The 22,362-nt window shown below is 71.9% G+C and carries 19 protein-coding genes, 1 tRNA gene and 4 pseudogenes; 9 read left to right on the top strand and 15 right to left on the bottom strand.

Features of this window, described 5'->3' with window-relative positions; translation table 11 throughout:
- Positions 1–17: 17 nt before the first annotated feature.
- Together Sfulv_RS25550 and Sfulv_RS25545 are read left to right on the top strand one after the other, a co-directional pair.
- Complete coding sequence (locus Sfulv_RS25550; RefSeq protein ID WP_173316830.1) at positions 18–503, top strand: DUF309 domain-containing protein; 486 nt, start codon at positions 18–20, stop codon at positions 501–503.
- 54 nt (positions 504–557) lie between these two features.
- Complete coding sequence (locus Sfulv_RS25545) at positions 558–920, top strand: hypothetical protein (protein WP_173316829.1); 363 nt, start codon at positions 558–560, stop codon at positions 918–920.
- 156 nt (positions 921–1,076) lie between these two features.
- Here the strand turns inward: Sfulv_RS25545 and Sfulv_RS25540 are convergent, their stop codons facing one another.
- Positions 1,077–1,856, bottom strand: coding sequence for a sulfite exporter TauE/SafE family protein (locus Sfulv_RS25540; RefSeq protein WP_173316828.1), 780 nt, complete (start codon positions 1,854–1,856; stop codon positions 1,077–1,079).
- Between the two features lie 147 nt (positions 1,857–2,003).
- Here Sfulv_RS25540 and Sfulv_RS25535 point away from each other — a divergent pair, with 147 nt between their 5' ends.
- Entirely contained in the window at positions 2,004–3,896 is a 1,893-nt protein-coding gene (locus tag Sfulv_RS25535; RefSeq protein ID WP_173316827.1) for a DUF2264 domain-containing protein, read from the top strand.
- 57 nt (positions 3,897–3,953) lie between these two features.
- Here the strand turns inward: Sfulv_RS25535 and Sfulv_RS25530 are convergent, their stop codons facing one another.
- The 4 genes and pseudogenes from Sfulv_RS25530 to Sfulv_RS25515 form a co-directional block, all read right to left on the bottom strand.
- Positions 3,954–4,598, bottom strand: coding sequence for a LutC/YkgG family protein (locus Sfulv_RS25530; RefSeq protein ID WP_173316826.1), 645 nt, complete (start codon positions 4,596–4,598; stop codon positions 3,954–3,956).
- Positions 4,595–6,129, bottom strand: a pseudogene (locus tag Sfulv_RS25525) (LutB/LldF family L-lactate oxidation iron-sulfur protein). The gene Sfulv_RS25530 and the pseudogene Sfulv_RS25525 overlap by 4 nt, the downstream one beginning before the upstream one ends.
- Positions 6,126–6,893 (bottom strand): (Fe-S)-binding protein, encoded by a 768-nt coding sequence (locus Sfulv_RS25520; protein ID WP_173316825.1) that lies wholly within the window; start codon positions 6,891–6,893, stop codon positions 6,126–6,128. The pseudogene Sfulv_RS25525 and the gene Sfulv_RS25520 overlap by 4 nt, the downstream one beginning before the upstream one ends.
- A 120-nt stretch (positions 6,894–7,013) precedes the next feature.
- A pseudogene (locus tag Sfulv_RS25515) lies at positions 7,014–7,743 on the bottom strand (FadR/GntR family transcriptional regulator).
- A gap of 135 nt (positions 7,744–7,878) precedes the next feature.
- Between Sfulv_RS25515 and Sfulv_RS25510 the strand changes: the two are divergent.
- A pseudogene (locus tag Sfulv_RS25510) lies at positions 7,879–8,786 on the top strand (DUF2510 domain-containing protein).
- Between the two features lie 75 nt (positions 8,787–8,861).
- On the opposite strand, the gene Sfulv_RS25505 reads toward Sfulv_RS25510, so the two are convergent.
- Both Sfulv_RS25505 and Sfulv_RS25500 read right to left on the bottom strand, forming a co-directional pair.
- Positions 8,862–10,307: a glyceraldehyde-3-phosphate dehydrogenase gene (locus Sfulv_RS25505; protein ID WP_173316824.1), complete on the bottom strand. Its 1,446-nt coding sequence runs from the start codon at positions 10,305–10,307 to the stop codon at positions 8,862–8,864.
- Between the two features lie 167 nt (positions 10,308–10,474).
- Positions 10,475–10,548 (bottom strand) — tRNA-Pro (locus Sfulv_RS25500).
- A gap of 127 nt (positions 10,549–10,675) precedes the next feature.
- Between Sfulv_RS25500 and Sfulv_RS25495 the strand changes: the two genes are divergently transcribed.
- Positions 10,676–11,371 carry a thiamine pyrophosphate-binding protein gene (locus Sfulv_RS25495; protein ID WP_173316823.1) on the top strand — a complete coding sequence of 232 codons (696 nt, stop codon included), beginning with the start codon at positions 10,676–10,678 and terminating at the stop codon, positions 11,369–11,371.
- A gap of 40 nt (positions 11,372–11,411) precedes the next feature.
- Complete coding sequence (locus Sfulv_RS25490; protein ID WP_173316822.1) at positions 11,412–12,311, top strand: transketolase family protein; 900 nt, start codon at positions 11,412–11,414, stop codon at positions 12,309–12,311.
- A gap of 100 nt (positions 12,312–12,411) precedes the next feature.
- On the opposite strand, the gene Sfulv_RS25485 is transcribed toward Sfulv_RS25490, so the two are convergent.
- From Sfulv_RS25485 to Sfulv_RS25455, 7 genes and pseudogenes are all read right to left on the bottom strand, one after another.
- Positions 12,412–12,993, bottom strand: a complete 582-nt coding sequence (locus Sfulv_RS25485) for a GAF domain-containing protein (RefSeq protein WP_173316821.1) — start codon at positions 12,991–12,993, stop codon at positions 12,412–12,414.
- A complete protein-coding gene (locus Sfulv_RS25480) occupies positions 12,990–13,622 on the bottom strand; it encodes a GTP-binding protein (protein WP_173316820.1) in 633 nt (210 codons plus the stop codon). The genes Sfulv_RS25485 and Sfulv_RS25480 overlap by 4 nt, the downstream gene beginning before the upstream one ends.
- Positions 13,600–13,971 carry a DUF742 domain-containing protein gene (locus Sfulv_RS25475; protein ID WP_173318220.1) on the bottom strand — a complete coding sequence of 124 codons (372 nt, stop codon included), beginning with the start codon at positions 13,969–13,971 and terminating at the stop codon, positions 13,600–13,602. The genes Sfulv_RS25480 and Sfulv_RS25475 overlap by 23 nt, the downstream gene beginning before the upstream one ends.
- 2 nt (positions 13,972–13,973) lie before the next feature.
- Complete coding sequence (locus Sfulv_RS25470) at positions 13,974–14,408, bottom strand: roadblock/LC7 domain-containing protein (RefSeq protein WP_173316819.1); 435 nt, start codon at positions 14,406–14,408, stop codon at positions 13,974–13,976.
- A 313-nt stretch (positions 14,409–14,721) separates the two neighbouring features.
- A pseudogene (locus Sfulv_RS25465) lies at positions 14,722–16,340 on the bottom strand (sensor histidine kinase); the annotation flags it as partial.
- 417 nt (positions 16,341–16,757) lie between these two features.
- A complete protein-coding gene (locus Sfulv_RS25460; RefSeq protein ID WP_173316818.1) occupies positions 16,758–17,999 on the bottom strand; it encodes an MBL fold metallo-hydrolase in 1,242 nt (413 codons plus the stop codon).
- A gap of 107 nt (positions 18,000–18,106) precedes the next feature.
- A complete protein-coding gene (locus tag Sfulv_RS25455) occupies positions 18,107–18,547 on the bottom strand; it encodes a PPOX class F420-dependent oxidoreductase (protein ID WP_173316817.1) in 441 nt (146 codons plus the stop codon).
- A gap of 141 nt (positions 18,548–18,688) precedes the next feature.
- Between Sfulv_RS25455 and Sfulv_RS25450 the strand changes: the two genes are divergently transcribed.
- The 3 genes from Sfulv_RS25450 (at position 18,689) to Sfulv_RS25440 (ending at position 21,314) form a co-directional block, all read left to right on the top strand.
- Entirely contained in the window at positions 18,689–19,252 is a 564-nt protein-coding gene (locus tag Sfulv_RS25450) for a carboxymuconolactone decarboxylase family protein (protein WP_173316816.1), read from the top strand.
- A gap of 150 nt (positions 19,253–19,402) precedes the next feature.
- On the top strand, positions 19,403–20,590 hold the full coding sequence (locus Sfulv_RS25445; RefSeq protein ID WP_173318218.1) for a Glu/Leu/Phe/Val dehydrogenase dimerization domain-containing protein: 1,188 nt from the start codon (positions 19,403–19,405) through the stop codon (positions 20,588–20,590).
- Positions 20,591–20,723: 133 nt separating this feature from the next.
- Positions 20,724–21,314, top strand: a complete 591-nt coding sequence (locus Sfulv_RS25440) for a TetR/AcrR family transcriptional regulator (protein ID WP_173318216.1) — start codon at positions 20,724–20,726, stop codon at positions 21,312–21,314.
- Positions 21,315–21,346: 32 nt separating this feature from the next.
- Here the strand turns inward: Sfulv_RS25440 and Sfulv_RS25435 are convergent, their stop codons facing one another.
- Complete coding sequence (locus Sfulv_RS25435) at positions 21,347–22,348, bottom strand: DUF6745 domain-containing protein (RefSeq protein WP_173316815.1); 1,002 nt, start codon at positions 22,346–22,348, stop codon at positions 21,347–21,349.
- Positions 22,349–22,362 lie beyond the last annotated feature (14 nt).

Here is a 22,362-nt window from a genome sequence, read left to right as displayed (position 1 = left end):
CGAGGCACAATCGGAGGGTGGACGAGACTCGCAGGGACCGTGATGCCGAAGGCAGGGCGCACAGTGCGCGCCCCCGGGACGGGCTGGGCCGCCCCCTGCCCTACGGGGCCCAGGGGGTGGAGCGCCAGCCCGAGGGCGTGGTGCGCACGCCCGGGGAGACGGTGCGCGAGGCTCAGCGGTTGCTGGACGCGGGAATGCCGTTCCACGCGCACGAGGTGTTCGAGGACGCCTGGAAGTCGGGCCCGGACGCGGAGCGCGAGCTGTGGCGCGGGCTGGCCCAGCTCGCCGTGGGCCTGACCCACTCCGCCCGGGGCAACGCGTCGGGCGGCGCGCGGCTGCTGCGGCGCGGAGCGGCCGCGGTCTCGGCCTACCGGGACGCGCGGCCGCACGGGATGGGCATCGGTCCGCTGATCACCTGGGCAGAGGAGCTGGCAGACCGGGTGGAGGCGGAGAGCCCGGGGGCGGTGGACGCGGCCGCGGAGGCGCCGCGGCTGCGGCCGTAGACCCGCCCGGTCGGCGTCTGTGGCCGAATCGGTGAACGATTACGATCCGTGGTCATGAGCACTTCTGACGGGGACCGGCACGAAGACCGGGACCGGGACACGGACACCGACGCGGACGCGGACGCGGACGCGGCGATACCTGAAGCGGACGTCAGGACACGGAGACTGACGCCGCGTCAGGCGCGTCGGCTGCGGATCGTCCTGTCCTCGGCGGGCATGGCGGTGATGGCCGTGGTCCTGGCCCTGCGCATCGCGAGCCGGTCATCGGTCCTGGTCGTCGGGGTGTACGGGCTGGCGCTCATCCTCTGCGGAATCGTGATCGAGCTGAGCAGGAACGGCCGTACCCGCCTGGCCAGCTGGCTCCTCGGCACCGGCCTCGTCGCGGCGGTGGGGGCGGACCGGCTGCTGATTCCCTGAGCACCGTTCTCTCGAGCACCGCCCGGGCCGTTCCGGTCGAGTAGCCGTGGACGCCTCGGGGCCAGGGCGGCCAGGACAGCCAGGACTCAGTCGCAGCCGGCGGTGGCGCGCGATGACCTCGCGGTCGTCCCTCGCTCCCGGCAGGACGGGGCACCCTCAGCTCAGCAGCAGGTGGAGCCCGCCCAGTACGGTGGCCCCGAGGACAAGCCGCTCGAAGAGCTTCTGGTCGATCCGGTCCACGCACCTGCGGCCGATCCAGGCACCGGGAACGACGAAGAGCACCAGGCAGGCGTCGACCAGCAACGAGTGCCGGTCGATGAGGCCGAGGCCCACACCGAACGGCACCTTGGACACGTTGACGATCAGGAAGAACGAAGCGGACGTGCCCAGGAATCCGAGCTTCCGGAATCCTGCGGAGAGCAGGTAGAGGGACATGACGGGGCCGCCCGCGTTGGCGACCATGGTCGTGAATCCGCCGAGCACCCCGTAGCTCCGGGCCCTGAACCGCGCGCCGCGCGGCGGCCCTCCGGTCTCCTCCTCCTCGGACGCCGCTGATCCGGTCTGCCCGGCAGCGGTGCGCCGGCGCCACAGGGTGACTCCCGACATGAGGAGCAGGATCGCGCCGATCGAGGTGCGTACCGCCCCGTCGTCGGCCCACAGCATGAACAGGGTTCCCGCCACGACACCCACGCCTACGGCGGGAAACAGCCGGAGCAGGGTCGGCCAGTGGGCATGGCGCCGGTAGACGGCCACGGCGAGCAGGTCACCGGCGATCAGGATCGGGAGCAGGACTCCGGTCGACTCCCGGGCCGGAAGCACGGCCGCGAAGACCGCGAGGCTGATCGTGTTGGCCCCGCTGACGGCCGTCTTTGAGAAACCGACGAGCGTGGTCGCCGCAGCGAGGGCGGCCAGTTGCCACAGGGTGAGAGTGTCCATGCCGGTTCAGAGATTAGACGCTCCCGCCGCCACTTTTGACACGCCCTTTGATCGTTTGACCGTCTGGATCTCCATATGAGCGATCTATTGACCGTTACCGATCACTCGATCAGGATGCGGATGTCCCGAGAAAGGCTGCGCCCTCGTATGACCCTCCCCTTCGCACTTCCCCCGGAAGACCGTGAGACGAGCCCGTACACCGGTTTCACCCGCGCGCACTGGGAAGCGACCGCTGACGGTCTGCTCGACGCGGCCTGGCGGTGGGCCACGCCCGGACGGGCCCTGCTCGACCTGCCGGGCCGGCCGTCCGCCTCCGGTGTCCGCTCCGACGGACTGGAGGGGTACGCGCGTACGTTCCTGGCGGCCGGCTTCCGGGTCGCCGGCGCGGAGGGCAAGGACCCGTACGGCTGGCTCGACCGGTACGCGGACGGGCTGGCCGCGGGTACGCGGACACCGGGGCGCGAGGATGCCGAGTCCTGGCCGCTGATCCTGGACCACCACGTGCGGGGCCAGCCGATGGTGGAGTCGGCGTCCGTCGCGACCGGGCTGCGACTCACCAGGCCATGGCTCTGGGACCGGCTGGACGCCGGGGTGCAGGACCGTGCGGAGCAATGGCTGCGCGGAGCGCTGCGGCACACGCCGTCCCCCAACAACTGGTACCTCTTCCCGCACGCGGTCGCCGGATTCCTGGAGTCGGTGGGACGCGCGGACGCGGAGACGGCCCGCGCGACGGACAGGGCGTACGAACTGATGGAGGGGTGGTACCGCGGGGACGGCTGGTACGCCGACGGGGACGGCCGCGCCTTCGACCACTACAACGGCTGGGCCCTGCACCTGTATCCGATGCTGCACGCGCTTCTGGCGGGCGACCCGGGCCTGTCGGCGCACTACGGCGGGCGGCTGCGCGAGCACCTCGGCGGGTTGTCACTGCTGTTCGGCTCGGACGGGGCGCCGGTCCACTTCGGCCGGTCGCTCACGTACCGCTTCGCGGCCGGTTCCGCCGTCGCGCTCGGCGCCCTCACCGGGCACACCCCGCTCACCCCCGGTGCGTCCCGCCGGCTGATCAGCGGGTCGCTGCGCTACTTCCTCGACCGGGGAGCCGTGGGCGGCGACGGGCTGCTGAGCCTGGGCTGGCACGGACCGCACGGGGCGACGCTCCAGAGGTACTCGGGTCCCGCGTCGCCGTACTGGGCGGCCAAGGGGTTCGTCTGCCTGCTGGCTCCGGCCGGTCATCCCCTGTGGACCGCGACCGAGGAGCCCGCGCCGAGCGAGGGCCCCGACAGGGTGCTCGCGCTGCCCGCTCCGGGCTTCCTCGTGCAGTCCACGCGCGCGGACGGCATCGTACGGCTCCACAACCACGGCAGCGATCATGTCAGGCCGCACGAGGGCGAGTCGGCCGCGCAGGACGACCCGCTGTACGGCCGCCAGGCGTACTCGACCGCCACCGGCCCCACGGCCAGGGGGAACCAGGCCGACAACCACCTGGCCGTGGTCGTCGCGGGCGAGCGCAGCCACCGCCGCCGCATCCGTCCACTGGGCGCGGGCGGGGGTGACGGCTGGGGGTGGGCGGCGTCCTGGCACCTGCCGGTGTTCGCCTCCGGTACGCCGATGGTGCCGGGGATGCGGGTGGAGAGCGTGACCGTGGTCCGGGGCCGTTACGAGCTCCGCGCCCACCGCGCCCTCGGTGTCCCGGCCGGGTCCCGGGTCGAGCAGACCGGGTGGGCGACCGGTCGCGACGACGCGCTGACGTCGGCCCTGCACGGCCTGCACGGCTGGGAGACACACGAGGAGGTACGGGCTCCGCAGGGCACGGCGTACACGAACTGGGCGGTGCTGCCGCGACTGGCCGCCGACGCGCGGGGCGACGTCGTCCTGCTGTCGCTCGCCTCGCTCACCGGGCAGAGCGCCCCGGACCCGCTCGGTCCGGCGGTGAGCGGGGTACGGGTCGACGGCGGCCGGATCGAGGTCGACTGGGCGGACGACGGGTCCACGACACGTATCGGCTTCGAGCCGTTGACGGTCGCGCATGGGGATCGCTGACGGTCGCGCATGGGGATCGGATGCTCGCGGGGTGCTTGTGCGGACCGGCCGTCCGCGTCACACGTCCGTGCGGACCACCACGACCAGGGTGCGCGGCCCGTGCACGCCCTCGACCCGCTCCAGTTCGATGTCGGAGGTGGCGGACGGTCCGCTGATCAGCGTGGTCGGCCGTTCAGGCACCAGCCGGGTGACCGCTTCCGGCACCCCGGCCTCGACCGTCGACAGGTCGACGACGCACACATGCAGATCGGGGACGAGGGAGAGCGCCCGCCTGCCCTGGCCGGGTGAACCGTCCAGGAAGATGGTGCCGGTCTCGGCGCAGCTGACGGCGGAGGCCGTGACCACACCGTCCAGCGCGTCGAGAGCCGGCGCGGGGATGTCGGCGGAGTCCTGCTGGACCTCTCCGTCGTAGCGGCTCAGCCATGTCTCGTCGAGCCCGTCCGGCACGCCGATCCGCCGGGCGCCGAGCTCCCGCAGGACGTCGGCGATGACGTCGGCGGTGCGATCGGCCGTGCAGGCGTGCACCTGGGCCTTGTAGTCGAGGAGCCGGTGGGTCAGCAGGGCGAGGCGTTCACCGTCGGGAAGCGTGCGTCCGGTGCGGTAGCCGCGCGGGATGGTGACCGGGGGCACGGGAGCCAGGGCGAGTGCGTCGCGGACCCGGCCGAGCACGGTCTCCCGTGCGCCGAGGGGGGAGTGTGTCACTTCTCGTCCTCCGGAACCGGGCCGGTGTACTCGTCGGCGGCGGCGCGCATCGTGGCGGCGCCTTCGTCGGATGCCAGCCAGGCGCGGAAGGTCTGCCGGGGCGGGGCGGGGGTGTCCCGGCTCGCGCTCCAGCCCCTGAACGGGGCCGGCAGGCGGGAGATCGTACCGCCGCGTCCTGCGACGGCGCGGCCGAGACCCGAAGCCCTCTGGGCGGCCGTGTAGAGCTTCGGCCGCTTCATCACCGCCGCCGCGGCCTTCATGGCGAGCTTCTCGGCCGTCGTACCCGACTCCTCGGTGTTCTGGTGGCGCAGCTCGACGAGCAGCGAGGGAATGTCGATCTTCACCGGGCAGGCGTCGAAGCAGGCGCCGCAGAGGGTGGAGGCGTACGGCAGGGAGCTGTTGGGGTCGTCGTCGGCCGCGTGCATCCCGGCGAGCTGCGGGGTGAGGACCGCGCCGATCGGTCCGGGGTAGGTCGAGCCGTACGCGTGCCCGCCAGTCCTCTCGTACACCGGACAGACGTTGAGACAGGCGGAACAGCGGATGCAGTTGAGCGCCTCGCGCCCGATCCTGTCGGCGAGTGCGGCGGTGCGTCCGTTGTCGAGCAGGACCAGATGGAAGTCCTGCGGTCCGTCGCCCGGTGTCACCCCGGTCCACATCGAGGTGTACGGGTTCATGCGCTCGCCGGTCGAGGAGCGCGGAAGCAACTGGAGGAAGACTTCGAGGTCCCCGAAGCGCGGCAGCACCTTCTCGATGCCCATGACGGTGATCAGGGTCTCGGGCAGGGTCAGGCACATCCGGCCGTTGCCCTCGGACTCCACCACGGACAGGGTGCCGGTCTCGGCGACGGCGAAGTTGGCGCCGGAGACGGCCACCTTCGTCGTCATGAACTTCTCGCGCAGGTAGGCGCGGGCGGCCGCGGCGAGGTGGGCGGGCACGTTGTCGAGCCCGGGTCGACGCCCGGGATACCGTCGAGGAAGATCCGCCGGATCTCGTCGCGGTTGCGGTGGATCGCGGGCACCAGGATGTGCGAGGGCCTGTCGTGGGCGAGCTGCACGATGAGCTCGGCCAGGTCGGTCTCGTGCGGGGTGATGCCGAGCGACTCCAGGTGTTCGTTGAGGCCGGTCTCCTGGGTGGCCATCGACTTGACCTTGATGACCTCGCGGCTTCCCGTCTCCTGGATCAGGCCGGCGACGATCCGGTTGGCCTCATCGCCGTCCCGCGCCCAGTGCACGGTGCCGCCGCGTTCGGTCACCTTCTGTTCGAGCTGCTCCAGGAGTTCGGGCAGCCGGTTCATGGCGTCGGTCTTGATGGCGGCGCCCGCCTCGCGCAGTTCCTCCCAGTCGGGGAGCTCACCGGTGACGTGGAGGCGCTTGGCCCGGATGGTGCGGGTCGCCCTGCCGAGGTTGCCGCGCAGTTGTTCGTCGCGCAGTTCGCCGCGGGCGGCCTCGGGGAACGTGCGCTCGCCGCGCAGGTTCCCCGTCCCGTACGGGGAACGGGGCGGGGTGGCCGGCATGCCGAGGAACGTGTTCATACGGCGGCCTCCGTCAGGACGTAGGGCGAGGGGCGGGTGGAGGCGAGGATCTGCGCGAGGTGCAGGGTCCGCGCGCCCGCCTTGATGCGGGAGAGCCCGCCGCCGATGTGCATCAGGCAGGAGGAGTCGCCCACGGTGCAGACATCCGCCCCGGTGGCGGTGATGTCGCGCATCTTGTCCTGGAGCATCGCGGTGGAGGTGTCGGCGTTCTTCACGGCGAAGGTGCCGCCGAAACCGCAGCAGGAGTCCGCTTCCGGGAGCTCGACGAGCTCGATGGAGTCGACGGCACGCAGCAGCCGCAGCGGCTTGTCGCCGACCCGGAGCATCCGCAGGGAGTGGCAGGTGGGGTGGTAGGTGACGCGGTACGGGAAATGGGCCCCGACCGAGGTGACGTCCAGGACGTCGACCAGGAACTCGGATAGTTCGTACGTCTTGGCCTTGACGGTCGCGACGCGGGCGCGCAGCGGGGCGTCACCGTACCGCTCGGCGATGATCTCGTGCTGGTGGCGGACCGAGCCCGCGCACGAAGCGGACGGTATGACCACCGCTTCGATGGCGGAGTCGCCGAACTGGTCGGCGAAGTTGCGGACCAGCGGGACGGGTTCGCGCTGGTAGCCGGTGTTGACGTGCATCTGGCCGCAACAGGTCTGCTCCGGCGGGAACACCACATCGTGCCCCAGGCGCGCGAGCAGGACCGCGGTGGACTTCACCGCATCGGGGAAGAGCGTGTCTCCCAGACAGGTGGCGAAGAGTCCGATGCGCATGGGGCCTCCCCGGTCGCCGTATGGTCGGACCATACTAGGTGCGGGCAGCGTTGGATGAAGGCGGGGACGGTGCGCGGGCGCCCTGCGGGCCGCCGGGCGCCAGGCGCTACTCGCTACTCGCTACTCGCCGGGATTCTCCTCGACGAGCGTGCCGTGCAGGCCGCGGATGTGCTGCTCGGCCAGGTCGGCCGCCTCCGCGCCCCGCCCCTCCCGTACCAGCCGCAGGAGCTCCTGGCGGTGGGCGTTGAGCGCGGTGGCCGTGGCGGCCCAGTCCTCGGCCCCTTCCAGCGCCCGCAGGATGAGCGGGCGCACCGACTCACGCACGGCGGAGGTGAGCGTGGAGGTCAGCGCGTTGCCGGAGCTGCGGGCGATCAGGACGTGGAAGCGGGTGTCCAGATCGTCGAACTCGGTTACGCCGGTGTCCGGCTCCCCATGCGCAGGACCAACTGCTCCGCCGCGTCGAGGTCTTCGGCCGGGGCATGCCGCGCGGCAGCCTCGAAGCTGGACCGCTCCAGTACGACGCGGACCTCCAGCATGTCGTGGAGGCTGTAGCTGCCCAGCGCGAAGTGCAGGCGCAGCAGCCGGCCGAGGGCGTCGTCCGGATTGCGCACGATCCGCGCCCCGGAGTCCGGGCCCCGGCCGGGCTGGGCCACCAGCACCCCGATGGTCTCCAGCACCCGCAGCGCCTCACGCAGCGCCGACCGGCTGACTCCGAGGACGGGCGCCAGCTCGCGCTCCGGCGGCAGCCGGTCCCCGCCTTGAGCTCTCCGGCGAAGACCCGCTCCTCGATGCTCCTGAGGACGAGTTCGTGGGTGCGCGACTGCCGTACGGGTTGCCACTCGACCGGCATCCGCTACTCCCTGATCCTGGCGATGGGCATGAGTTCGACCATGTCGCTCAGGGTATGTGGCAGGACCAAAGCCAACACGTCCCCCGGTTCATGTGATTCTCACGCTGCGCCTCTAAGGTGCACCCCGTGACCCAGATGACTCCGCCCGGCTGGCACCCAGATCCCGGGCACTCAGGAATCGGTCCCGCCCAGGAACGCTGGTGGGACGGGACCCGTTGGACGGATCAGCTCCGCGTGCCGCCCGCGACGGTGCGCCGCCGCCGGATGCGCGTCGGCGCCGGCATCACCGCCGGGGTGGTGCTGCTCGCCGCAGTCGGAGGCGGAGCGTTTCTGCTGGGGCAGGACTCCGGCGGCAGGACGGACGGTGCCACGGCCGGCCCCGCCCGACCGGCCCTTCGTCCGGCCCCTCCTCCGGAGCGCCTGGCGGGCCCGGTGCGCCCGAGGACGGCGAGGAGGGCGGTGGCCAGGCCCCGGACCAGAAGATGCCGCCGACCGAGGAGGGCTACGCCACGGACCTGGCGAGCGGGATCAGCCTTCCGGTCCCCAAGGGCTGGACCGGCTCGTCGGGCGTCGTCGGTGCCGGGCTGACGACGGGTGAGTACCCCTGCCCAGGTGACGCCGGGCAGAAGTGCGTGCGCGGCGGGGTGTTCTCGGCGCCGGCGGCCGCTCTCGACCTCAAGGCGGCCACCGCGGAGGAAGCGGCGAAGAAGGACATCGCGGTCAACGCGGCGGAGTCGTACGGCGAGGCGATCTACGAGGGGATCACCTCGCACCGGACGCTCAAGTCCGAGGCGGTCACCGTGGCCGGCCAGAAGGGTTATCTGGTGCGCTGGGAAGTGGTGACGAAGAAGGGCGACGACGGGTACGTGGAGTCGCTGGCCTTCCCCTCCCCCACCGCCAAGGGTCAACTGGTCGTCATCCGCTCCGGGTTCGACATCAACGACAAGGCGCCGAAGCTGTCCGTCCTGGAGGACATCAAGAAGGGCATCAAGGCCGCGTCGGGTGCCGGCGCGGGCTCGGTGGGCTCGGGCGGGAACGCGTAGCCGCGCCCGCACCCCACCACAGCCGGGAGGCCGTACCGGAGCGATCCGGTACGGCCTCCCGCGTCCGCCCAGGGATCAGACGACCGGTACGGGGAAGGTCGGGTACTCCACTCCGGAGACGTGCTGGACGACCCGGATGACCTGGCAGGAGTAGCCGAACTCGTTGTCGTACCAGAGGTAGAGGATCGCGTCGTCGCCCTCGACCTTGGTCGCCCCGGCGTCGACGATCGAGGCGTGGCGCGAACCGATGAAGTCGCTGGAGACCGCGTCGGGGGCGGTGGTGAAGTCGATCTGACGCTTGAGCGGCGAGGTCAGCGACACGTTGCGGAGGTAGCCGAGTACCTCCTCGCGGGTCGTCTCACGACCGAGCCGCAGGCTCAGGATCGCGATGGAGACGTCCGGGACCGGCACACGGATCGAGCTGCCGGTGATGCGCGCGTCGAGTTCGGGCAGCGCCTTGGCCACGGCGGCGGCGGCGCCCGTCTCGGTGATGACCATGTTGAGCGGCGCCGAACGGCCACGGCGGTCGGAGCTGTGGTAGTTGTCCAGCAGGTTCTGGTCGTTGGTGAAGGAGTGCACCGTCTCCACGTGGCCGCGGAGGACGCCGTACTCCTCCGCCATCGCCTTCAGCGGCGGGACGATCGCGTTGGTGGTACACGAAGCGCAGGACAGGATCTGCTCGTCCGGCTTGATCGTGTCGTGGTTGACGCCGTGGACGATGTTGGGAACGTCGCCCTTGCCCGGAGCGGTCAGGACGACCTTGTCGATCCCGGGGCGCAGGTGCTGCGACAGGCCCTCGCGGTCCCGCCACTTGCCGGTGTTGTCGATCAGGATGGCGTCCTTGACGCCGTACGCCCGGTAGTCGACCTCGGAGGGGTCGTTGGCGTAGATCACCTTGATCACGTTGCCGTTGGCGATGATCGTGCTGCTCGCCTCGTCGACGGTGATCGTGCCCTGGAACTGCCCGTGGATCGAGTCACGCCGCAGCAGCGAGGCGCGCTTGACGATGTCCTGCGCGCCGCCCCGGCGGACGACGATGGCTCGCAGTCGCAGACCGTTCCCGGAACCGGACTTCTCGATGAGGAGCCGGGCGACGAGACGGCCGATCCGGCCGAAGCCGTAGAGGACCACGTCGCGCCCCGCGCGGCGGTCGGCCTTGTTGGCGCCCGTGGCTCCGGCGACGGCCTCGGCGGTGAACTCCTCGACCGAGAGACCCCGCCCGTGGGCCTTGTACGTCACGGCGAGCATGCCGATGTCGATCTGGGAGGGGCCGAGATCGAGCGTGGTGAGGGCCTGGAGGAACGGCAGCGTCTCGGTGACCGAGAGCTCCTCGCCGTCGATCTGGCGGGCGAACCGGTGGGTCTTGAGGATGCTGACCACCGACTTGTTCACCAGGGAGCGGCTGTGGAGCAGGACGGTGACGTCCCGCTCCCGGTGCAGCTTCCCGATGACGGGGATCATCGACTCCGCGATCTCTTCGCGGATCTTCCAGTTGGTGAACGCGTCGTCATTGACAGTCACAGGTTTGTCTTTCGAGCTAGGCGGCGCTCATATGCTAACCCCATCACACTTTGATCACTCAGAGGGTGCCTTCTCGGCGACGGGACCGGCACCGGCACGGTCCCCGGACGCACGAAAGGCCGTCCTCTCATGGATGAGAGAACGGCCTCCGCCTGCGTACAGCACCGTCGGGACGACAGGATTTGAACCTGCGACCCCTTGACCCCCAGTCAAGTGCGCTACCAAGCTGCGCCACGTCCCGGTGCCCGTCTGACCTGGGGTTTCCCCGTAGCCGAACGTGCATGAGAACAATACCGCACTTGGGCCGGTGGTTACGAACACCTTGTGGACTTGACCTCAACCGAACTTGATGTCCGACGCTCGTCCCCATGACGAACACCTCTGCCGGGCCGGTGCCCGGCTACCGCGAGCTGGACCGGCTGATGCGCCTGATGACGGGCGACGAGAAACACGGGCCCGCCGCCACCTCCACGCTGGACGCGCTCTGGGTGCTGTACAGCCGGGTGCTGCGTGTCACGCCCCGCACCGTCGACGACCGGGGACGGGACCGGTTCCTGCTCTCCAAGGGCCACGGGCCGATGGCGTACTACGCCGTTCTGGCCGCGCACGGGTTCCTCGACGAGGCACTGCTGCCGGGCTTCGGTGCGTACGACTCGCCCCTCGGGCACCACCCCGACCGGCTGCTCGTGCCCGGGGCCGAGATCGGCAGCGGTTCCCTGGGGCACGGGCTGCCGCTCGCCGTGGGCAGCGTACTGGGGCTGCGGGCGCAGGGGCTCGCCGATCCCCGTGTCTGGGTGCTGACCGGGGACGCGGAGCTGGACGAGGGCAGCAACCACGAGGCGATCGCCTACGCCGGCCCGGCGGGACTTGAGCAGCTGCACACCCTCGTGATCGACAACGCCTCGGCCACCTACGGCCGCCCCGGTGGCATCGCCTCCCGGTTCGAGACCGCCGGATGGTCCGTGGGCATCGTTGACGGGCGGGACCACGAGGCGCTCCACACGGCCTTCACCACGCCGCATCCCGGCCGGCCCCGGGCCGTCGTGGCCACGGTCGCCCCCTGACAGCACGCCGCACAGGCACCGGACACGGAGAGAGGTACCCATGGACACCATGCGGGAACGCTTCATCGCCACCACCTCGCGGCTGCTCGACGAGGACCCCCGGCTCGCACTCGTCCTGGCCGAGATCAGCCGGGACGGCTTCGACCGGGCCCAGCGCGCCCACCCGGACCGGGTCGTCAACGTGGGCATCCGGGAGCAACTGCTGATCGGCGCGGGCGCCGGGATGGCGCTCACCGGGATGCGGCCGATCATGCACACGTTCGCGAGCTTCCTGGTGGAACGGCCCTTCGAGCAGGTGAAGCTGGACCTCGGCCATCAGGGGGTGGGAGGAGTCCTGGTCAGCGCCGGGGCGTCGTACGACTGGCCGGCCGGGGGCTTCACCCATATGTCGCCGGGCGACGTCGCGCTCCTCGACACCCTCGACGGCTGGACGGTGCACGTGCCGGGCCATCCCGACGAGGCAGAGGCCCTGCTGCGGCTCGCGGCCACCGGGGACGACCTGGTCTACGTGCGGCTCTCCCTCCAGTCGAACCGGGTCGCCCGGCCCGTGGGCGGCGGCGGGTTCGCGACGGTGCGCGAGGGCCGGGGCGGCGTCGTGATCGCGGTGGGCCCGATGCTCGACAACGTGCTCGCGGCGACCGAGGGCCTGGACGTCACGGTGCTGTACGCGACCACGGTGCGCCCCTTCGACGCGGCCGGGCTGCGCCGGGCCGTGGGCGCCGCCGAGGGCGCGGACGTGGTGCTCGTCGAGCCCTTTATGGCGGGCACGTCCACGGCGGCGGCCAACGACGCGCTGGCCGAACTCCCGCACCGGGTACTCGGCCTGGGCGTGAGCAGGGCGGAGCTCCGCCGGTACGGACGGATGGATGAGCACCTCATGGCGCACGGGCTGGACCCGAAGGGGCTGCGGGAGCGGATCGGCGGCTTCCTACGGCAGTGAGGAGCCATGGGACAGGAACGGCCGGAATCCGGCGGGTCGCCTCGGGCCGTCGGAGGCCGCCGGGGCCGTCCCGTGAGGGGGAGATGCCCGAGAGCTCATGTCAGCTGCGGCGGCGCTCCCTGCGGTCGATGTGTCCGACGAGCTCCTGGGCCAGGGACTTGATCGTGTCGAGCCCGGCCCGGCCCCACGGGCGGGGCACGGTGTCGACCGCGCAGACCGTGCCGAGGGCGATGCCGGTACGGTCGATCAGTGGCGCCCCGAGGTAGGAGCGAATCCCTATGTCGTCCACGACCGGGTTCCCCGCGAAGCGCGGGTAGTCGCAGACGTCCTCCAGCACCAGGGCCTTGCGGCGCACGAGCACGTGCGGGCAGTAGCCGTGATCACGGGCCATGTGACGCCCGCCGCGGCCGCTGCCCGCTGCCGCCGCACCCAGGTCGGAGCCGCTCTGCGTCCCGGCGGGGGTGTGCAGTCCCGCGAAGAACTGTCGGTTCTCGTCGATGAAGTTGACCATCGAGAAGGGCGTGGCGGTCACTTGGGCCACCCTGGCGGCGAAGGCGTCGAAGCTCTCGAACGAGGCGTCGGCCCGCTCCCCCAGATCCAGGCTGCGCAGCCGCTGGGCCCGTGCCACCCCGTCCGGGTCGACCGGGGTCAGCAGCAGCCGGCCGGTCGCGTAGCGGGTCATGGATGTGCTCCAAAACCGGCGACGGGTGCCGGTGACGCCAGGGCGTCGGTGGCGTTGATGAGGTGCTGCACCAGGGTGACCAGAGTGCCGGTGCCCGAGCTGGCGATCCGGGCGTCGCAGAGGACCACGGGCACCTCGGGCCCCAGGTCGAGTGCGGCCCGCACCTCGTCGGGTTCGTAGCGGTAGGCGCCGTCGAACTCGTTGACGGCCACGATGAATCCGATCCCGCGCCGTTCGAAGAAGTCGACGGCGGGGAAGCACTCCGCGAGCCGCCGGGTGTCGGCCATCACGACGGCCCCGAGCGCTCCCTTGGAGAGCTCGTCCCACATGAACCAGAACCGTTCCTGGCCGGGGGTGCCGAAGAGGTAGAGGACGTGGTGCTGGGAGAGCGTGAGGCGGCCGAAGTCCATGGCCACGGTGGTGGCCGTCTTGGACTCGACGCCTTCGAGGCTGTCGGTCGCCACACTGACCTGCGTCAGCAGTTCCTCCGTGCTGAGCGGTGCGATCTCGCTGACCGCGCCCACGAACGTCGTCTTGCCGACGCCGAACCCGCCCGCCACCAGGACCTTGAGGGCCACGGGAAAGAATTGAGGACTTCCGGTGCTGTCAGAGCTGTCGTCGTAGACCATCGAGCACTGCCTCCAGCAGGGATCGGTCGGTGGGCGTGTCATGGAAAGCGGGGGCGTGCGCGGTGACCGCTCCGCAGTCGACCAGGTCGGACAGGAGGACCTTGGTGACGACCGCGGGCAGTCGGAGGTGCGCGGCGATCTCGGCGACGGATGTGGGGCCGTCGCACAGCCCCAGGGCCACGGAGTGCTCGGGCCCCAGATGGATCTGGGGGGTGCTCCCGGTGGCCATCACCAGTGAGAGCAGGTCGAGTACGGTGGACGGCCGCGTACGGCCGTTGCTCACGGTGTACGGGCGGATGAGCCGGCCGGCCGCGTCGTCGAGCAGGGGCCCGTCCTGCGGGGCCGGCATCCTCACAGCCCCGGGGTGTACGGTGCCCCGGCCGCTTGCCGCACCGGGGTCATGAGATAGGACCGGACGCTCTTGATCAGCATGGCCATCTCGTAACCGAGCACGGCCGCGTCCGCCTCGCGCCCCGCCAGTACGGCGAGGCAGGTGCCGGCTCCGGCGGTGGAGACGAACAGCAGCGTCGAGTCGAGCTCCACGACCACCTGCCGCACGTCGCCGTTGTCACCGAAGCGTGCTCCGGCGCTGCGGCCGAGGGAGTACAGGCCGGCGGCGAGGGCCGCCATGTGGTCGGCGCTGTCGGGGTCCATGCCATGGACCGACTTCACCAGCCCGTCCGCCGACAGCAGGACCGCGCTGCGGGTATAGGGCACGCGCTGGACCAGCCCGCTCAACAGCCAGTCGAGATCGGCGATCTGACCGGACGGCATTTCGCTCGCCATGGTGCATCTACTCCTTGGGGGTGTTCTGTGCGGGGCTGACCGGTGCGGGCGCGTAGTCGGGGACGTACGGGTCGGCGTGGTGCCGGTCCGGCTCCGGAAGATCGGACAGGTGCGGGTCGGACAGGTGCGGGTCGAGCAGGTGCGGCTCGGGGCAGGCGGCTTCGCGGGACCGGGGGCGGCGGGGGTCCGGGAGCTGCGGGGCGGGGTACGCCTGCCGGAGCGGCTCGGGCCCGCGGCGCGGTCCGGGCCCGCGGACCGGGAGCGGCGCGGGGCCGGTGTCCCGCCGCTCGGGGGCCGGTACGACCACCGGGGTGCTCTCGTGGCTATCGCCTTGGGCGTCGCCGGGCCCCATGTCCTCGGCCGCCCGCGCCTCGGCGAGGTCGACTCCGCGCCGGAAGGCGGCGACGAGACCGGGGTCGTGCAGGGTGTGCTGGGCCTCGGTGCGGGGAACGGGGGCCTCGCGCAGTTGCGGGACGAGGTGTTCCTGGTTGCTGCGCCGGGGCAGCTGCGGACGCTCCTCGGCCGGGCGGTCGACGCGCTCGGCGGGCAGTGGCTGCGGCGGCGTGGGCGGATGGATCGTGGGCGGCTGCGGACACGCCGGCGGCGCCGTACCGGTGGTGTCGTCGGGGGGCGGCCGGTGTACGGCTCCGGGCGGCGGGGCCGGTGCGGCGGCGGGGTGCGTCGCGCCGCCCGCCTCACCGTCGACGCCCAGCAGGGCGTGCGGCAGGATCAGTACGGCTTGCGTGCCCCCGTAGATGTTGCTCTGGAGGCGTACCGCGATGCCGTGGCGACGGGCCAGGGCTGAGACGACGAAGAGGCCGATGCGGCCGTCCTGGAGCAGGTGGCCGACGTTGACCTGGTCGGGATCGGCGAGCAGCGCGTTCATGCGTTTCTGCTCGGTGCCCGGCATACCGAGGCCGCGGTCCTCGACCTCCAGGGCCAGGCCCGCGGTGACGTGCTGGGCGCGCAGCAGCACCTGGGTGTGCGGGGCGGAGAACACGGTGGCGTTCTCGACGAGTTCGGCCAGGAGGTGGATGACGTCGGCGACGGCGTGGCCGCGCAGCGTGCCGTCGATCGGCGGCACGAGCTTGACCCGCGGGTACTGCTCGACCTCGGCGATCGCCGAACGCAGCACCTCGGTCATGCTGACCGGATTGCTCCACTGCCGCCGGGACACGGCACCGCCGAGGACGGCGAGGTTCTCGGCATGCCTGCGGATACGGGTGGCCAGATGGTCGACGTGGAAGAGACCCTTGAGCAGGTCGGGGTCCTCGACCTCGTGTTCCAGCTCGTCCAGGATCTGGATCTCGCGGTGGACGAGGGACTGGAGGCGCCGGGCGAGGTTGACGAAGACCTCGACCTTCTGGTCGTTCCTCTCGCCGCTGAAGAGCCGCGACGCCTGTACGACGGCCGCGACGGCGCTGTCCTGCGAGCGGCTCATCTCCTGGGCGAGCAGGTCGAAGGCGTCGGCTCCCGGGTCGCCGGGCTTCGGGGGCGGCGGGCGGCCACCGGTTCCCCGTTGCGGAGCTGTTCCATCACCCGGCGCAGCTCGGCCTGGCCCTGGGCGCTGGAGCGCCGTAGTGCCTGGCAGCGGTCCAGGACCGCGGAGGCGACCCGGGCCGCGCCGAGGCACGCCGCGGCGACCGCCGCGACCGCCAGAGCGCCCGAACCGCCGAGTGCGGCCCAGAGACTCGCCGACGGCAGTTGGCCGGAGGCCCGGATGGTGAAGATGACCGCTGCGGCGCCGCTCAGCACGGCGGCGACCGTCGGCAGGAGCGCTGCCCTGAGCAGCTGGGGCCGTATGCGGGCGTCGGGCGGCGGCTGGACAGCGCGCGGCCTGGCCGTGGCCGAGTGGGCGGGGGCCCCCGGGCGGCCGTGCCGCCCACCCTCTCGGCGTTCCGGTCGCGCGTCGGGTGCGCGAAGTTGAGACATCATCGTCCTCGGTACGGGGGGCACCAGGAATCGGCGTTCGGTGGTGACACCTGCGGCAGTCGGTCGGGCTCGGGTCAACGGTCGGTCGGGCTCGGAGATGCGAGCCCACCGTTGATCGCCGAGCACACACGGTAGTCGTCAGCCGTGCATGTGCGGCGTGCACTTGTCGAACTTGCCCGCCAAGCGTCCCGCTCTGGTATGAGCTCTCGTACGCATGGACGAGAACACAGGATTGACCCCGCAGCGGGTGAACCGCTGCGGGGTCTGGTGACGGTGACGAGGTGAAGGGTGCTCGTGAAATACGCCGGGCCGGCACGGCGGTGCCTGCGCGGGCGCGGCCGAACCGCCCGGCGCCGTGGCGTGAGCCATCGGTTCCGGTCCGCCCGCCTCAGCCCGCGGGTGGACGGCGCCGGAACGTCAGCGGCCGCCCGCGAGGTCGAGGTCGCCGCGCGCGGTCGTCCCGGTGGCCTCCGCCTGCTCGGGGCCGCGCCAGGGACGGGCGAGCGGGGTGGACACGGCCCTCCACCAGGGGACGACGGGCAGCACACCGCCGGGCTCGAAGGACTCGCCCGGCCGGGGGAACGCGGCCGGCTGGCCCGCCTCCTCGGCGGCGTCCTTCGTCCATTCCGCCGGCTCGGCCCAGGCGTGCGGCGCGAGGTTGAAGGTGCCCCAGTGGATCGGCATCAGCACGCCGTGCGGGGTGTCTCCCTGAAGGTCGAGATGGGCCCGTACCCCCTGCGCGGGTGTCATGTGGATGTCCGGCCACGGGCCGGGCAGGGGCGTCACCGCCGTGTGCTCGCCGGACCAGTGCTGGGAGTAGGCACCGATCTGGATCATCGTCGCGTCGAAGGGGCCGTGCTCCGCGCCGATGTCCGCGAAGCCCGGGAAGTAGCCGGTGTCACCGCTGTGGTAGATCCGGTGCTCGGGGCCCGCGACCGCCCAGGACGCCCAGAGCGTGTGCTGCTGGTTGCGCAAGCCCCGGCCGCAGAAGTGGCGCGCCGGCGTGGCCGTGAGGCGGATGCCCGCCACCTCGGCGGTCTCGTTCCAGTCCAGCTCGCGCATCCGGTCAGGGGCGACGCCCCACCGCTCCAGATGGGCACCGACGCCGAGCGGGACCACGAAGACCGTGTCCGTGCCCGCCAGCTCGCGGATCGTCGGCAGGTCGAGGTGGTCGTAGTGGTCGTGGGAGATCACGACCACGTCGACGGGACCCAGTGCGGCCAGCGGCACCGGCACGGGATGCAGGCGCTTGGGACCGGCGAAGGCGAAGGGGGAGCAGCGCTCACCCCAGACGGGGTCGAAGAGCACCCGGCGGCCGTCGATCTCCGCCAGCACGCTGGAATGCCCCATCCAGGTGAGCCGGAGGCCGGTGACGGGCGGCTCGGCGAGGTCGGCGGCGGTGGTGGCGTGCACGGGCACGGCGCCTACCGGCGCCCTGAGGACCCGCTGCTCCTTGCGGAAGAAGCTCTTCGCGAACTCCGTCCTGGTGCCGGTCGGGGGCGTCCGGACGGCCGGCGGGTTCTGGAACACGCCGTCGGCGAAGTGGGGCGAGCGGAGAATGCGCTGCATACGGGCCCCGGCAGGGTCCGCCCCGAATGCCGCGGAGCGCATCGTGCGGAGTCTCGTACGGAGCGGGGGCTGCGGTTCGGCGCCGGTCACAACGTCTCCCGAAGGGTGGATGTCATCTCATTATGGGCGCGCCGCCGGTCGCGGCGATATCGGGGTGGTGAACGGAGTAATACGAACCGTTTGCGGCCCGCACTGCTCTACGGAAGCGCCTGACCGTACGCATGTTCTACATGCAGGGTCAGCAGCACCCGCTGCTCACTGACCATCGCCTGCCGGTACTCGTCCCAGTCGGGATGCTCCCCCGCGGCCTCCCGGTAGAACGCGACCAGCGCCTCCACCGTGGCGTCGTGGGGGTCGGCCGCGGGCGGGGTCAGCTCGGCGGTCGCGTCCACGACCGTCCAGGCCCAGCGGTCCTCACTGGTGACGTGGTAGCTCGCGCGCGGGTCCCTGCGGAGGTTGCGGGTCTTGGCCCGCCCCTCGGTGACCGAGACGCGGATCAGCCGCCCCACGGGGTCATAGGAGTGGTTGACGTTCGACAGCTGCGGCCTGCCGTCCCGCTTGAGCGTCGCCAGCACCCCGGACCCGCGCTCGCCGACGAGTCGCAGCAGCGCCTCGCGCCCTGTTCCCAGATCAGTCATACCGGCTCCAACGTGCGTGCGGGCCAAAGGATTCCGCGCGGGGCCTCCGGATGTCACATCCGGCGCCCCACCGTCCGTCCCAGGGGTGAACAGCGGCACGCACGCGCCGCCGGCCCGCACCACCACCCAGGGAGAAGAACCGTGAACGCTCGAATCTCACTCGACCCGCCCCGAAGCCTGCTCTACCGCGTCGCCTCCTGGTACTCGAAGCGTGAGTACGGAAAGGTCATCGACCCCGTACGGGCCACCGCACACCACAGGCAGGTGCTCCGGGCCGGTTCGCGCTTCGAGATGTCCATCGCCCGCTGGAAGGCGCTGGACCCCGACCTCAAGAACCTCGCGGTGATGGTGACCGCGGCGACGGTCGGGTGCGGCTGGTGCATGGACTTCGGGTACTGGGTGAACCACCGGCGCGGCATGGACGCCGCCAAGCTCCGGGACGTACCCGTGTGGCGCGGGAGCGAGGCGTTCACCCCGGTGGAGCGCGATGTCTTGGAGTACGCGGAGGCCATGACCGTCACCCCGCCGCAGGTCGAGGACGCGCTGGTGCTGCGCTTGCGCACGGCGCTCGGCGATGCCGCGCTGGTGGAACTGACCACCATGATCTCCGTGGAGAACATGCGCGCGCGGACCAATTCCGCGCTCGGTCTCACCAGCCAGGGGTTCAAGGACCACTGCGAGCTCCCTGGGGCCACCGGCCGCTGAATGGCACCCCCGGGACTTCCCGCCCCCCTTTGACAAGGACGGCCCTGCCTCCTGATACTGACTGGCCATTCAGTATCATCGCCTGTGGGGAGCCCCGGGGGCGCTGACCGAGGAGGCCGCCCCATGCCGGTGACGAACCCCCCGCAGCCGCTGTCCGCGCCGCTCCTCTCGCTGACCTGGACGGACCACGTCACCGGCCGTCAGGGGTATCTGGTCATCGACCGGCTGGTGCGCGGCGTCTCCAGCGGTGGGCTGCGGATGCGGCAGGGCTGCACCCTGGAGGAGGTGACCGGCCTGGCCCGCGGCATGACGATGAAGGAGGCCCTGCACTTCGACGCCGACGACGACCGGGCCCGGTACATCCCGCTCGGCGGCGCCAAGGGCGGGATCGACTGCGACCCGCGCGATCCGGACGCGTACGCCGTCCTGGTTCGCTATCTCCGCGCGGTGCGCCCGTACGTCGAGAGCGTCTGGACGACCGGCGAGGACCTCGGGCTCACGCAGGACCTGGTCGACCGGGCGGCGGTGGAGGCCGGGCTCGTCTCCTCGATCCAGGCCGTCTATCCGCTGCTCGGGGACGAGCCGGCCGCACGGCGGCGGCTGGCGGACGCCTTCGCCGTCACGGTGGACGGGATCGGCCTCGACGAACTGGTGGGCGGCTGCGGAGTGGCCGAGTCGGTTCTCGCGGCGCTGGACCTGGCGGGGGTGGCCCACCGCGGGGCGCGCGTCTCTCTCCAGGGACTCGGCACCATGGGCGGGGCGACCGCCCGGTTCCTGGCGCGAGCCGGGCTGGCGGTCGTCGCCGTCGCCGACATCAAGGGCACCATCGCCAATCCGGCCGGCCTGGACGTCGAAGCACTGCTGGCCGCGCGGGACGCCTACGGAACAGTGGACCGGTGCGCACTCCGCGAGGCGGACCGGGAGCTCGCGGCCGACGCCTGGCTGGCCGCCGACGCCGACATCCTGGTCCCGGCGGCCGTCTCGTACGCGATCGACGCCGCCAACCAGTCGCAGGTCAGCGCCCGGTGGATCGTCGAGGCGGCGAACATGCCCGTGCTGCCGGACGCGGAGCTGCTGCTCGCCGAACGCGGCGTCACGGTACTGCCCGACGTGGTCGTCAACTCCGCTACCAACGCCTGGTGGTGGTGGACGCTGTTCGGCGACATCGGCCCCGACGCCGAGGAGGCGTTCGCGCACACCCGCCGCTCGATGCGCGCGCTGGTCGAGCTGATGCTGGCCCGGGCGGAAGCCGACGGCTCGACCCCTCGGGAGGCGGCCCACGCCCTCGCCGCCGACCGGCTTCCGGTGATCGCGGAGCGGTTCGGCCGCTACCGGTGAGCTGGGTGAACGGGCCCCGTGCCGATGGCCGGGAACGGCCGGGGCAGCCGCCTGGCTCCCTTCCGCTTCGCCCCGCTCCCGGCCCTGGCGGCCGGTTCGTTAGGCTGGCCGCGTGGCGAGAGTGCGGTTGGGCGTGGCGGAGCGACGCGAGGAACTGCTGCGCGCTGCCGTCGAACAGATCGAGGTGCGGGGAGTCGCCGCGGTGCGGATCGCCGACGTGGCGTCCGTCCTCGGGGTGAGCAACGCGCTGGTGCTCTACCACTTCTCGACCAAGGAGAAGCTGGTCGCCGCCGCGTTCGCCTACGCGGCGGAGGCCGACCTCGCCCAGCTGCGCAAGCTGCTGACGCGCCGCACCAGCGCCGTACGGCGCTTGCGTGCGGCCGTGCGGTGGTACGCGCCGACAGGTCAGGCCAAGGGCTGGCGCCTGTGGATCGAGGGCTGGGCGGCTTCGCTGCGCGATCCCATGCTGCGCAATGTGGCCGGCGATCTCGACCAGCAGTGGAAGGCGGAGCTGGCCGAGGTCATCGAGGAGGGTGCCGCCGCCGGGGAGTTCCACTGCGACGACCCGATGTCCGTCGCCTGGCGGCTGACCGCCCTGCTCGACGGCCTGGCCGTCCAGATGATCTCGTACGGGGGTCCGCTCTCGCGGGCCACGATGCTCCAGTGGACCGACGAGGCGCTGGCCCGCGAACTGGGTCTGGAGCACGCCGCGCTCACCGCCTGAGACGGCGGTCCCGCCCCCGGCCCCTCCCCGGGTCAGGTCTGGCGGACCGGCGCGTACGCCTGGCCGTCCAGCCCGAAGGTCCAGGCGACGCCCTCCTTCGCCGTCCGGGTGCCGGGCGGCACCCGCAGCCAGTAGGTACGGCACGTGCCGTCCGGCTCCGGGGTGGAGTTGACCACCTCGACCATCACGACGTCCTCGTCGCCGTCCATGGCGATCCGCCAGAGAGTCCCCGTCTCGTCATGGTGCACGGGCTGCGCGCCGGACTCCGCGAGATAGCGGTCGTAGCCGTAGTACTCCAGCATCACCCGGCGCAGCTCCGCGTTCTCCTCGCCCCGTATCCGGTCGGGAGTGAGCGTCGCCAGTTCCGCCAGGAATTCTGCCGGGACCGGCATCCCCCGCCAGGCGTGGAGCGCGAATCCGTCGGGGTACGAGAGCGCCGGGCCCTCCCCGTGGTCGAGCCGCCCCGCCTCGTCGCGGTGGAGGACGGCAGGCCGCTCGCTGATCACCGCGACACGCTCGTAAGGCCACCACCAGCCGGCGTTCCTGGCGACCGCCGCGAGCCCGGTCAGCCTGTCGCCCCGGCCGTCGAAAGCGGCGAGCCAGGGAGCGTCGTGCTGCCCGAGGACCGCGTCGAGCAGCAGGAGCCGGACATCGGACTCGTCCTGCGGGCTCTCGGAGAGATCCGCGACCACGCCGGTCCTAATCCGCTCCGCCAGCGCCGCGGTGGTCTCCCAGAGCTGGGCCCCGGTGGCGGACCAGAGCGCCGACCAGCCCGCCGGGCCCAGCTCGTCGTAGATCCTGCGCCGTTCCTCCGCCCACGGCCGGGTGCGGACCTCGTCACGCACCGAACGGCCCGCGCCGACGAGCTTCTCCACCGCCTCGACGGCCGCCCTGGGCGAATCCGCCCAGACGATCGTCTCCGGTTCGTCGAGCCCCGCCCCGCGGTAGGCGAGCCGTACGCCCTCCTCGGCCGCCGGCCGGTCCGCCGCGCCCGTCGCCGCCGCCACGGCCCGCCATGAGTTCACATACCGCATCGATCGTCCCCGTC

Origin of the sequence: Streptomyces fulvorobeus, assembly GCF_013167895.1 — a bacterium.
GTDB lineage: Bacteria > Actinomycetota > Actinomycetes > Streptomycetales > Streptomycetaceae > Streptomyces > Streptomyces fulvorobeus.
The sequence above is the reverse complement of the archived record's forward strand: the minus strand, read 5'-3'. Positions and strand labels throughout refer to the sequence as shown.